This window comes from Streptomyces sp. NP160 (assembly GCF_006335115.1).
Lineage (GTDB): Bacteria > Actinomycetota > Actinomycetes > Actinomycetales > Quadrisphaeraceae > Quadrisphaera.
Window position 1 is genome coordinate 14,644 of the sequence record NZ_VDMJ01000016.1, and the last position, 12,135, is coordinate 26,778.

Consider the following 12,135-nt stretch of genomic DNA (forward strand, 5'->3'; position numbering starts at 1 on the left):
GGGTCAGCCGCGGGTGACGACGCGCCCGCCGACCGTCGCCGTCGTCGTCGCCGCACCGACCGCGTAGGCCCAGTGCTCGCGGGCGCGCCTGCGGTCACCCCTGGCCACCTGCTCCGCGGCGCGCACGGCGTAGCCGGCCGCCGTGAGCGCGCGCATCACCAGCGCCGGCAGGAGGGCGTGGTGCTTGCGGACGTAGCGGGCCATGGACGCCCCGCGCAGGCGCATCATCTCCAGGCTGGGGGCGCCGGAGCCGCCGCTGGAGCCGGGGACGAGCACGTCGGTGCGCAGCACCTCGTGCAGCCCGGCGGCGCGGGCGGCGCGCCCGAAGGCCATGTCCTCGTTGTAGACGTAGAAGTCGGTGTCGAACCCGCCCAGGCGCTCGAACACCTCGCGGCGCACCGCCATGCAGCCACCGCTGACCCAGTCGACGCGCAGCGGCTGGTTGGCGCGCGGTTTGGCGTACACACCCGCGGTGGGCAGGCGCTTGTGCAGGCCGGCGGCGTGCACGGCGACGCGGCGCACCGTCGGCTCCCATCCGCCGCAGCCGATCTGCGGCTGCCCCGCCTCGGGGCCGTCCGCGTCCACGATGCACGCGCCGCTGGCTGCGACGTCCTCGTGCCGGCGGACGTCCGCCACGACGGCTGCCAGGTGCGCGGGGGTGGGACGGACGTCGGGGTTGACGAAGAGCACCACCTCGGCGCAGGAGCTCAGGGCGCCCCGCGTGGCGGCGCGGGCGAAGCCGACGCCGCCACCGGCCAGGTAGCGCCCGTTCGGCCGGGCCTCCACCACGCCGCGCAGGCCGTCGGAGCCGTCGGAGTTGTCGACGACGACGATGGGCAGGTCGCCGGGGAGCCCGGCCAGCATCTGCTCGACCTGGGCGCGGCTGCGGTAGGCGACCACCACCAGCTCGACGTCCTCGAGGGCGTGCTGCGGGGTTTGAGGGGGCACCGGTCCTCCAGGTGGGCCTGTGATCTGCGCGAGCTCACGGGGGCGCTGCGTGGTGGGCGCCACCCGAACGGGTGAGCGGTGGTGTCGTCCGCGCCTCGGCGGGAAACCCTCACCCCGCGGGAACGTTACGCGAGTCGGGCGGTCAGCACCCTCGTCCGGCCGCGACGGGTCCCCCGCTCGGCCCCCGGGTGCGAGACCATGGGAGCAGTCCGGCACCACGCTCGGGGCCGGTCCGCGACGAACCCAGCGCAGCACACGCGCGCAGGGGCTCGCGCACCGCCCGTCCCGCCGCAGGCCCCGACCCGCGGCCGGGGGCTCCCGCGGCCCAGCGCCGCACCAGCACCCAGCACCTGCAGACCAGCCGCCCAGCACGCGCACACCAGGGGGAGAGCACCGATGGCCGCCACGCCGCCGTCCACGTCCGAGAGGCCCGCGGCCCCGACGCCGCCCGAGCCGCACCACCCCTCGCGCCGCCGCGCGATCGGCATCGGCGCCGGCGCCCTGGCCTCGGCCGGCCTGGCCGCCTGGGCCGGCGTGCGCGTGTTCGGCGCCGGCGAGGAGGCCCCGGCCCCCGCTCCCGTGGAGTCCCCCACCCCCACCGAGACGCCGTTCGTGCCCGCGGAGTGGATGTCCGGCGCCGCCGGCGAGGGGGTCCGCGACGGCTCCTACGCCGCCGCGCGCGGCAGCGAGCTGGACATCTCCGCCACGTGGTTCGACAACAACGAGGCGATGGTCAAGCTCTACACGCTGCAGCCCGGCGAGGAGTACGCGGACTGGACCAAGCCCCTCGACGTGGCCGTCGGCGCCATCGACGACGACGAGGGCGAGTCGTGGGCCGAAGCGGCCACCGGGGCCTACGAGGACCGCTGGCGCGAGTCCCTGACGCTGCTGCGCGACACCTGGGGCGCCCGCACCGCGACGATGTACATCCGCTTCGCGCACGAGCTGAACGGCAACTGGTACGGCTGGCGCGTCCGCTCCGACGAGGTCGAGGACTTCAAGACCTCCTGGCGGCGGTACCGCGCGCTGCAGCAGGAGATCTTCCCCGCGGCCAAGCTCGTGCTCTGCATGAACCGCGAGTCCGTGCGGGACACCGAGGCCGGCGACCCCGGCCTGGACTGGCGCACCCTGTACCCGGGCGAGGGCCAGGTCGACGTCATGAGCGTCGACTACTACAACCAGTTCCCCTCGGTGGAGACCGACGAGGGCTGGGACGCCGCGATGACGCAGGTGGACCAGTGGGGCGCGCCCAAGGGCCTGCAGGGGCACCTCGACTTCGCGAAGAGCGTCGGGCTGCCGCTGGCGGTCTCGGAGTGGTCCGGCAACGCCGAGGAGGGCGACATGCCCGTCTTCGTGCGCCGGATGAACGACTTCTTCGCCCGCAACGGCGGCACCGGCGCGGGTCAGGTCCTCTACGAGGTGCAGTTCAACGTCATCATGCAGGGCGAGGAGGTCCCCGACCAGTGGCTGCTCGTCAGCCCGGCCACGCGGATGCCCGAGTCCCAGGCGATGTACACCAGCCTCGACTGGTAGCCGGCAGCCGCTGGCGCAGCGCACACGAGGGCCCCCGGACCAAGCAGGTCCGGGGGCCCTCGTGCGCGTCGGCCGGTCTGCTCAGGCCTTCGCGCCGTCGGAGAGCAGGCCCTGCTGCGCGCCCCAGGCCAGGGACTCGGCCGAGACGCGCTCCCAGTCGGTGCCGGTGGCGATGCGCATCTGCTCCATGTGCGTGGCCAGGTTCGGCTCCACCGCCAGGAACGTGCGCCGGCGGCTGGGACGCCGGCTCAGCGCCCGCGCCACCGTGACCAGCAGGAAGGGCAGGATCAGTGCGTCGCGCACCCTCATCTTGAGGCTGCGTCCCCGCTCGTAGAGCGGGTGCAGCAGGTCGTACGGGCGGTACGGGCTGAAGCCCTGCACGGCCACGCACGTGTCGTGGTCCCGCAGCATGTTCTTGTGGGGGAGCATGCAGAGCCGGAAGATCCCCTTGTCCTCGCGCAGCGCGCGCAGGCGCACACCGAGGCTCGACGTGGTGCTCTGGATGCGCACCCAGTCGCGGCCCTCGGAGCGGTACGGCCCCAGCTGCACCCAGCCCGGCGGCGGCTCCGACGGCGGCTCGTCGGGGCCGTGGACGGTGCGGTCCGGGGTGGACCCGTACAGCCCGAAGTACTGCGCCGGCACGGCCTCCGGCCCGTCCGCAGCGGCGACCAGGGCCGTGAAGGCCTCCGGGTGGTAGAGGTAGTCGTCCTCGCTGAACCACACGACGTCGTCGTCGGACCAGTCGGAGTCGACGGCGAGGCTGATGGCGCCCCAGTAGGAGCCGCGCATGCCGGCGCCGGACAGCTCCACCACGCGGCCCGCGCCGTCCATCAGGCGCCGCAGCTCCGGCGCCACCGGGCCGTCGTTGAGGAAGACGACGTCGGCCTCGACGGCCTGCGCGGCGCGCAGGAAGGAGACCAGGCAGGTCAGCTTGCTGTAGCCCTCGGGCCTGTCCTTCTCGTTCTCACCGCCCCACGAGCGGTACACCACCCTCAGTGCCACGTGCAGTCCTTCCTCGGGCCTTCTCGGTGAGGCCGGTGCGTGTGGACCCGGCCACGGGTCAGTCCGAGCACCCCTGCGTGCCCCACCGCCGACGGTACCGTCCCTCGGCCGAGAGGTTGACGTTGCGGAAGGGGGGCGTCACCCGACCGGGTCGCTGGGCGCAGACGGCGCGCCCGCCACCCGCGTAGATTCGCGGGAGACCCGTCTTCCCTGAGGAGGTGCGCGTGAGCGCCCTGACCGACGCCGCCCGCCCGGGCAGCCCGGCGCACGACGCGCGAGCCGCCGGCACTCGAGAGCACGGTGCAGCCGCCCCCGCCGTCGTCGAGGTGACGGTGCTGGTGCCCGCTCGGAACGAGCTCGGCTCCATCGAGCGCTGCCTGGGGTCGGTGCTGTCCCAGCGGGGCGTCGACTTCGAGGTCGTCGTCGTCGACAACGGCTCCACCGACGGCACCACCGAGCTGCTCGAGGCCATCGCTGAGCGCGACCCGCGGGTGGTCGTCGTGCACCAGCCGGTGCCGTCCATCCCCGTCAGCCTCAACGCCGGGCTCGACCGCGCCCGCGGTCGCTGGCTGGTCCGCGTCGACGCGCACTCCACCATCAGCGAGGGCTACCTCGCCCACGCCGTGGAGCGCCTGCGCGAGGGCCGGTGGGCTGCCGTCGGCGGCCGCAAGACGGCCGTGGGCCGCACGCCGGTGGGGCGCGCCGTGGCCGCCGTCCTCAACTCCAAGCTCGCGGTGGGCGGCTCGACCTACCACTGGGGGACCGAGGAGCAGGTGGTCGACCACGTGCCCTTCGGCTGCTACCCGACGGAGCTGGTGCGCCAGCTGGGCGGGTGGGACACCGAGATCGCCAACAACGAGGACTTCGAGTTCGACCAGCGGCTGCGCAGCCGCGGCGAGATCCTCTTCGACCCGGCGCTGACCATCGACTGGGACTCCCGCGAGACCGTCGGCGCGCTGTACCGGCAGTACCGCCGCTACGGGACCGGCAAGCCGGGGGTCGCACTGCGCCACCCCGGGAGCATGAAGCCGCGCCACCTCGCGCCGCCGCTGCTCGTGGCCTACCTCGCCGGCGCCGCGGTGCTGGGCCTGCGCCGGCCGGGCCTGGCGCTCGCCGCCGTCGCCCCGTACGCCGCGGGCGTGGCGGTGCTCGGGTCGCGCATCGGGAGGTCTGCGCCGGCCGGCGCCGACAAGGCAGCGATCCCGCTCGCGCTGGCCGCCATGCAGGTCGGCTGGGGGGTCGGGTTCTGGCGCGGCGTCAGCACCCTGCTGCGCCGTTCCGGCGCGCGGCGCGGCGCGTGAGCGCCACCGCAGCGGCCCTGGCGCGCATCGCCCGCGGCCCCGCCGCGCGGCACGAGGAGGTGCCGCACCTGCACCCTGTCGACGAGGTGCGACCCAGCCGCACCGACCTGCGCATCGTCAGCGTCTTCACGGTGCTGCTCGTCCTGACCAACCGCATCGGCGTGCCTGCGGGCGAGACAGCGATCTCCGTGGGCATCCCGCTGGCCTACGCGTTCTCCGCCGTCATGCTCTACCGCGGGGTGCTGCGCGTGGACCGCCTGCGCGGTGAGCTGTACCTGCTGGCCGTGGGCGCCACGCTGGCCACCACCGCGTACGTCGCCATCTCCGGGCGCGACTTCTCCATGACGTCGTACCTGCTGCTGGTGGTGGTGTACCTGCCGTGGATCCTCAGCAGCGGCGGCCGGGCGGGGCGTGACGTGGTGGTCGCGGCGGGACGCGCCTTCGTCGGCACGATGCTCGTGCTGTCCGTGGTCGGCGTGCTGCAGTTCACCAGCCAGGTCGTGGGCGTCTGGAGCTTCACCGACTACCTGTCGGACTGGGTGCCCACCGGCTGGATCGTGCCGTTCTACAACTTCGACAACCCGCTCGGGTACGACAACCCCGTCCGCAAGGCCAACGCGTTCGTGCTCCTGGAGCCGTCGTTCCTGTCGCAGTACGCCGCGCTCGCCGTGCTCGTGGGGCTCGTCATCGGCGTGCGCGCCTGGAAGCAGGCGGTGCTGCTCGCGGGCGTGGCCTCCGCGGTCTCGGGCACCGGTGTGCTGCTGCTGGCCGTCGGGGGGCTGCTGGTGGTGGCGCGCGCCCCCAAGCTCGTGCGTCCCAGCCACCTGGTGGCCGGAGCGGTCGGCGTGCTGGTGGTCTTCGCGACGCCCGTGGCCGACACCCTGCTGAGCCGCCGCGGCGAGCTGTCGGAGCCCGGCTCCAGCGGCTACGCGCGCTTCGTCTCGCCCTACCAGGAGGTGCTGAAGGGCCTGGCCGAGGAGACCCAGCGCAACATCGTGGGCGCCGGCGCGGGCATGACCGAGCGCCTGCTGGCCTCCAACCGCTACGGCGGCGGTGACGACGTCCTCTACGGCGTCATCCCCAAGCTCTTCTTCGAGTACGGGCTCGTCGCGGGTGGTCTCGTGCTGCTCTTCCTCGTGCTCGCGGTCCTCGACAGGGCCCCGCTGCCCGTGGTGCCCGTCGCGATGCTCTTCATGGTGCTGGTGCTCTCCGGGGCGCTGCTGCAGCCCCAGACGGCCTACCTCGTGTGGCTGCTGTCCAGCATCGGCGGTGGTGACGTGGTGCGCCGGGTGGTGCTGAGGCGCCAGGAGGCCCGCAGCGCCCCACCGGCCGAGCTGGCGTCGTCGTCCTGACCCGCTGAGGGTCTCCTGGCCCCGGCCCGCAGACGCACCTGGCCGCGGTCACCTCCGCAGGTGACCTCGGTCGGGTGTGTCGGCGTCTGCCCTGCAGCGGTGCACCGCAGGTGACCGCGGTCAGCTGCGTCGGCGCCCGACCTGTGGGGGGCGCGGAAAGTGACCGCGGTCTGCCGTGGACCCGCTCGGGCTCTCCGGGACGGCTCCGTCCGTGCGTCCAGCACGCGGGACCGCGGCAGGCGCCCCGGGCCCCGCTGGGCCGCTGAGGGCGACTCCCGCGCACTCGACCGGACCCCCCTCCCGGGCGCGGACGCCGCCTGGCCGCAGCCGACGTCGGCGGCGGTCAGGCGGTGCGGTCGGAGGCCTCGGCGGCGGCGAGGTCGTCGCCGGTGCCGTGGCGGCGCATCAGGCGGACGACCATGACCCACTGGATGGGCGTCACCACGCACTGCGCCAGCGACAGGCCCAGCGCCGCGCCGTAGGCGCCGCCCAGCTGCAGGCCCACCAGGCTGAAGGCGATGAGCGCCGGCCCGAGCACGAGGTTGGTCCAGAAGGTCTGCTTGGCGAAACCGAGGGCGATGAGCAGGGTGCTGGCGCCGAAGCCGGCGCCGATCGCCACCAGGCCCACGAGCGAGGCGCCGAGCACCGAGCGCGCGCCGTCCCAGGAGTCGCTGAAGGCGAGCTCACCCCAGCGGTCGGGCACCGCGAGGACCACCAGGCCGTAGGCCAGCTGGACGGCGACCATCACCGCCGACAGGCCCAGCCCGACCAACAGCGCCCTGCGCCCGCGCAGTCCGCGGCGGGCGATCTCCGGGGTGGCGAAGGCGGCCAGGGCGTAGCCGATGAGGTTCAGAGGCCCCAGCACCACCTGGGCGGCCCGCAGGGAGCCGACGATGACGGCGGAGCCGATGCCGGCGATGAGGAGGATGGCGAGCTGGTTGGCGCCCAGCACCGACAGGAAGCTCGCCAGGTAGTACTTGACCAGGTCGCGCTGCTGCAGCACCCACGGCCACGCCGAGCGCAGCCGGGGCCCGCCGCCGAAGAGCCGACCCCCGACCAGCCCGGAGGCGAGGGCCACCAGGCCCCAGGCCAGCAGGAGGGTGCTGGCGGTGGCGTGCCCGGTGCCCCAGATGGCGGCGACGGCGACCAGCTGCCCGACCGCCCAGATCGCGTCGATGGTGACCGCGCGCTGCGGCTTCCCCTCCGCGATGAACGCCAGGCGCCACAGGTCCTGCAGGAGCAGCCCGGGCATGAGCAGCCCGATGACGATGAGCGCCGGGCCGGAGCCGTCGGTGGTGAAGAGGCCGACGACAGCGGTCACCAGGCCAGCGCCGATGCCCAGCAGGATGCCCGCGCCGGTGCTGGAGCGGGCCGCTTCGTGGAACCGCTCGTCGCCGTCGCCGGTGTACCGGACCACCAGCGGCTGGTTGATCAGCGCCCGGCTGCCGCCGACGATCAGGGAGTACACGGCGAAGGCGACGGCGAAGGTGCCGAACCCCTCCTTCGAGAGCGCGTTGGCCACCAGCACGTTGAGCGCCATGTTGGTGAGGCTGACCAGCACCTGGTCGCCGGTGGTCCAGCCGGCGCGGCCGAGCAGCTTGACCACCTGCTGTCGGCGCGTGGGGGGCACCACGAGCGGAGGGGTGGGGGAGGTCACCGCAGGACGGTACCTGCGGCACCCGGGTGCTCGCGGCGCCGCGCACGGCGACGCCCCCCGACCGGGTGGTCCGGTCGGGGGGCGTCGCTCGGGCGGCCCAGCCGCTCCTCAGCGGCTGGCCAGCGGCAGGGCCGAGAGGCTCAGAAGAGCTTCTGGTACATGTCCGCCGACTTCGGCATCTTGCCCTTGTAGAGCATGAACTTGCCGCCGCCCATGTCGCAGTTGAACTGCACGTCGTAGAGGATCTGCCCCGGTCCGGAGCCCGCGTTCTTGGAGAAGAACTCGTGCATGCCCTGGATGAAGCCGGGGGAGTCGGCGTTCTCGGAGATGCCCGACCACTCGTTGACCGACAGCGGCAGCCCGACGCTCTTCGCGAAGTCGGAGTGCGCCTGCAGGCCCTTCGGGGCGCCGTACCCGTCCTTGGCGCCGAGGGCGCCGCGGAAGTCCTCCACGGAGTTCGCCGTGGGGTACTGGTTGTAGTAGTCGACGCCCATCACGTCGACGTACTGCTTGCCCGGGAACGACTCGGTCCAGTTGAAGCCGGAGTTCACCGACTCGCGGTTCACGGAGAAGACCAGCTTGGACTTGGGGAAGATCTCCTGCTGCAGCGCGCGGTAGCGCTTCCAGCTGGCGACGAAGGCGTCCTTGTTGCCCTTGTTGACGCTCCAGTCGTACCAGTTGCCGTTCATCTCGTGCGCGAACCGGATGTACACGGTGCCGGGCTTGTTGCCCCACAGCGTCTTCATCTTGGTCAGCGACTGGCGCCAGCGGGCGTCGTAGGCGCCGGTGGAGGCGGCCTGCCAGCTCTCGCCGCCGCCGATGGCGCCGACGGCGATGTCGATGTTGCCCTGCCAGGAGCCGAACTCCTGGCCCGGCTGCATGGCCCACGCCTCGACCATCGCGGAGTTGTTGTCCGACCAGGTGCCGACGATGCCGAGCTCGCTGCCTCGCCACTTGGCGAAGCTGCCGTCGCTGACGCCGGTGCCGGAGGCGCCGGAGAACCACTTGCCCGCGCCCGCGCCGGTGATCGCACCGCCGCCACCGGTGCCGGCGGCCGCAGCGCTCGAGGAGGGGCTGGCCGACGCGCTCTTCGACGGGCTGCTCGAGGAGCTGGCCGGAGCGGTGGCCGGAGCGCTGGCCGAGGCGCTGGCGCTCGCGGACGGCGCGGCGGACGGGCGCTTGGCCCTCACGTCGGCCGGCGCGACGCCGGAGGCGATCTGCGCGGCGTCGTCGGCGGCGCCGTCGGACACCGCGCGCTCACCGCCCACCACGAGCACGCCGTGCACGTCGCCGGAGGCGGCGTGGATGGCGTCGGCCACCGGGCCGGGCAGCGTGCTGGCCTCGGTGAGCAGCACCGGGCGGTGGTACGTGCCGCCGACCAGGGCGTCCGCGTAGTCGGAGCCGCTGGCGAGCACCACGGGGCCGGAGCTGGCCTCGGAGCGCACCGAGGGGGCGTACTGCGCGTCCTGCTGGCCCGGGTCCGACGCCGACGCCGACGCCGACGCCGACGCGGAGGGGGACGAGGACGACGACGGCGACGCGGTGGAGGCGGGCGCCGGAGCGCTGTCCGCCCCGCCGTCGTCGGCGAGCTCCGAGGCGTCACCGGTCCCGGCGTCGCGCACCGCCTCGACCTGCGCGGCCGCGGTCTCCTCACCGGAGACGGCCAGCTGCATGAGCTTGGCGGAGGTCTCGTAGCGGTCCTTGCCGACCACGGTCTCCAGCTCCACGCCCGCGGGCAGGTCGGCGGCCTGGGCGGCCTTCGCGGCGGGGCCGCCGACGGCGGTCGCGGTGCTGCCGGCGGTGGTGCAGGCGGCCAGCGCGGCTCGGGTCGCGAACGGCATGGAGTCGCCCGCCGTGTAGAGCAGCGGGCGGTGCGCGGTGACCACGCCGGAGGCGGCGGCGCCGTCGGCGAAGCCCTGGCCGGTCACGAGCAGCGCGTCGCACCGCCCGCTGGGGCTCGCCTCGGCCACCTGGGAGGCGATGACGGCGGCGGTGGCGTAGCGGTCCTTGCCGGCCAGGCGCACGGGCTCGCCGCCGGCGGCGGTGACGGCGTCGTCGGTGGAGGGCGCCAGCGCGCGGGGGCCGCCCAGGACGTAGACCTGGCCGCCCCGGGTGAGGTGGGCGCGCAGCTCGTCGGCGACCCGCGGGTCGAGCCCGCCGCGCCCGCTGAGCAGGAGCGGGGCGCCCACGGCGTCGGCGAGGGCGGAGCCGGCGAGCGCGTCGGCGAAGTCGTCGGCGCTGGCCAGCACGGCGCTGGGGTAGCCGGAGGGGAACCTGTCCCCGGAGACGGCGATGGCGGTGGCCACGCGGTCGTCACCGGTCACGCGCTTGACGCCGTTGTCGGTGGTCACGACGGCCACCTGCTCGGTCGCACCCAGCGTCCCGACGGCGGGCAGGCCGCTGGCGGCGTCGGAGTTCACCGAGCCCGCCGCGGTGCCGGCCGGGGCGCCGCCCACGGGGACGTCGCCGCTGCCGTGCGTGACCAGGGTGGCGACCACGGCCGTGGCGACGGTCAGCGACACCGCGGAGGCCCACGCGAGGCGCCGGCGACGGCGCGGGGGTCGGGCGCGGTGGCCGGTTGCTCCATCAGCGCGGTGGGTGGACATGCGGTCTCCAGGTGCTTCGGTGGCAGGAGCGGCCCGTGGGCCGTTCCGGGCGCGCCGTCCGAGCTGCCCGGTCTCGTGCTGGACGTCGGCGGACCGGCGACAGCACTTGTGCGACCACGTCGTCGATCACCCGGACGGTGGAGCCCGACCCAGTGGCGCACCGCCATCGTGGAGGCACGGAGGGTGCTCGCGGGTGAAAACGGACCAACGCGCACGAAATCCGTCACGACCACCCGGCGCGCCGTCCGCGTCCGTGCTCCGTCCGTGGTGTAGGGGAGCGCCTCCCCGGGGGAGTGCGCCACCCTGGGACGGGGCCCCGCGGGTCCCGCACGCCCTCGACCGAGGAGAGACCCTGCGCAGCACCGTCGTCGCCAAGTTCCTGCCGTGGCCGCCCAACAGCGGTGACAAGCGCCGCACCCTCGGCGTCTGCCGCGCGCTCCTCGAGCGCGGTCCGGTCACCGTGGTGGCGTTCAGCGGCGCCGACGAGGACGCCGAGGGTCTGCGCGCCCAGGGCTTCGAGGTGGTCACCGCTCCCTGGCGGCGCCACCCGGTGGACCTGGCGCTGGGGCTGCTGCGCAGCGGGTCGCTCAGCTCCGCGCGCTTCTACGACCGCGCCCTGGAGCGCCTGGCGCTGGCGCTGCCCGCCGCCGACCTCCTCGTGGTCGAGCACGTCCAGCTGCTGCCGCTCGCGAAGCGCCTGCGCGGCGCTGTGCGCGTGCTCGACATGCACAACGTCGAGTCGGTCCTGGCCCAGCGCGTCGCAGCGACGACGACCGGCCTGAAGAAGGTCGTCTGGGCGGTCGAGGCGCGGGCGCTGCGCCGCGTCGAGTCCGGGCGCCACGCGGACGTCGTCGCCGTCACCAGCGCGGTGGACGAGCAGGCGCTCGCCCGCGTCGCCCGCCACGACCGCGTCGTCGTCGTCCCCAACGCGTGGGACGAGCCCGCGCCGCTGCCGCCGTCGGCCGAGCCCGTGGTGAGCTTCGTGGCGCTCATGAGCTGGACGCCCAACGTCGAGGCCGCGGTCTGGTTCGCCCGGGAGGTCTGGCCGCTGGTGCTGCAGCGCGTGCCCGCCGCGCGCCTGCAGCTGGTGGGGCGCAACCCCACCCCGGCGGTGCAGGCGCTCGCGGGGGAGTCCGTGGTGGTCACGGGCACCGTCGACAGCCTGGAGCCCTGGTACGCGGCCACGCGGGTGGCCGTCGCGCCGCTGCTCGCCGGCGGCGGCTCGCGGCTGAAGATCCTCGAGGCGCTCGCGGCGGCCCGGCCGCTGGTCGCCACGACGGTCGGGGCCGAGGGCCTGGAGGACCTCGTCGGGCGCGGCGTCGTGGTGGCCGACGCCCCGGCCGACCTCGCCCGCGAGGTGGCCGACCTGCTCGAGGAGCCCGAGCGCGCCGCCGCGCTCGGGGCCGCCGGGGCGCGCGCCGTGGGCACCGACCACAGCTGGCGGGCGGCCGTGGCGCCGCTCACGGCGGCGGTCGACGCGCTGGGTCGGGGCGCCGCGCGGGAGTAGGGTCGGGTCAGAGCCGCTCCCGACCCGTCACTGCGTCCCCTGCGGACCCGCAGGAGCCCTTCAGCTGGCGTGGAGGCGGCTCGCAGGTCGGGGCAGTCCGCTGACCTGCGCTGCCGGAGGGCGGCCGCGGGCACACGGGTGGCCGTGGCGGGCCCGTTCACCCTGCTGGATCAACTGCACCTGTGGCACCGGAAGCCCCTCCGGCACCGTTGCTGCCATGTCCGCGTCG

At 74.7% G+C, this 12,135-nt stretch carries 8 protein-coding genes; 4 read left to right on the plus strand and 4 right to left on the minus strand.

Annotated features, from left to right (window positions below; translation table 11 throughout):
* Positions 1-3: 3 nt before the first annotated feature.
* Entirely contained in the window at positions 4-948 is a 945-nt protein-coding gene (locus FHN55_RS10230) for a glycosyltransferase (protein WP_139712222.1), read from the minus strand.
* Positions 949-1,344: 396 nt separating this feature from the next.
* Between FHN55_RS10230 and FHN55_RS10235 the strand changes: the two genes are divergently transcribed.
* Complete coding sequence (locus tag FHN55_RS10235; protein ID WP_139712223.1) at positions 1,345-2,481, plus strand: glycosyl hydrolase; 1,137 nt, start codon at positions 1,345-1,347, stop codon at positions 2,479-2,481.
* A gap of 81 nt (positions 2,482-2,562) precedes the next feature.
* On the opposite strand, the gene FHN55_RS10240 is transcribed toward FHN55_RS10235, so the two are convergent.
* Positions 2,563-3,483 (minus strand): hypothetical protein, encoded by a 921-nt coding sequence (locus FHN55_RS10240; RefSeq protein ID WP_139712224.1) that lies wholly within the window; start codon positions 3,481-3,483, stop codon positions 2,563-2,565.
* A gap of 224 nt (positions 3,484-3,707) precedes the next feature.
* On the opposite strand from FHN55_RS10240, the gene FHN55_RS10245 reads away from it, so the two are divergent.
* Positions 3,708-4,784: a glycosyltransferase family 2 protein gene (locus FHN55_RS10245; RefSeq protein WP_180357747.1), complete on the plus strand. Its 1,077-nt coding sequence runs from the start codon at positions 3,708-3,710 to the stop codon at positions 4,782-4,784.
* Complete coding sequence (locus FHN55_RS10250; protein WP_139712226.1) at positions 4,781-6,136, plus strand: hypothetical protein; 1,356 nt, start codon at positions 4,781-4,783, stop codon at positions 6,134-6,136. The genes FHN55_RS10245 and FHN55_RS10250 overlap by 4 nt, the downstream gene beginning before the upstream one ends.
* A 343-nt stretch (positions 6,137-6,479) precedes the next feature.
* Here FHN55_RS10250 and FHN55_RS10255 read toward each other — a convergent pair whose 3' ends face one another.
* Entirely contained in the window at positions 6,480-7,793 is a 1,314-nt protein-coding gene (locus FHN55_RS10255) for a hypothetical protein (protein WP_139712227.1), read from the minus strand.
* 140 nt (positions 7,794-7,933) lie between these two features.
* Positions 7,934-10,399, minus strand: a complete 2,466-nt coding sequence (locus tag FHN55_RS10260) for a cell wall-binding repeat-containing protein (protein WP_139712228.1) — start codon at positions 10,397-10,399, stop codon at positions 7,934-7,936.
* A gap of 253 nt (positions 10,400-10,652) precedes the next feature.
* Between FHN55_RS10260 and FHN55_RS10265 the strand changes: the two genes are divergently transcribed.
* Positions 10,653-11,906, plus strand: a complete 1,254-nt coding sequence (locus FHN55_RS10265; protein WP_180357748.1) for a glycosyltransferase — start codon at positions 10,653-10,655, stop codon at positions 11,904-11,906.
* Positions 11,907-12,135 lie beyond the last annotated feature (229 nt).

Bases quoted from the DNA above. Each gene is read 5' to 3' on its own strand.
- FHN55_RS10235 (WP_139712223.1), top strand. From the start codon at position 1,345: ATGGCCGCCACGCCGCCGTCCACGTCCGAGAGGCCCGCGGCCCCGACG.
- FHN55_RS10260 (WP_139712228.1), bottom strand. From the start codon at position 10,399: ATGTCCACCCACCGCGCTGATGGAGCAACCGGCCACCGCGCCCGACCC.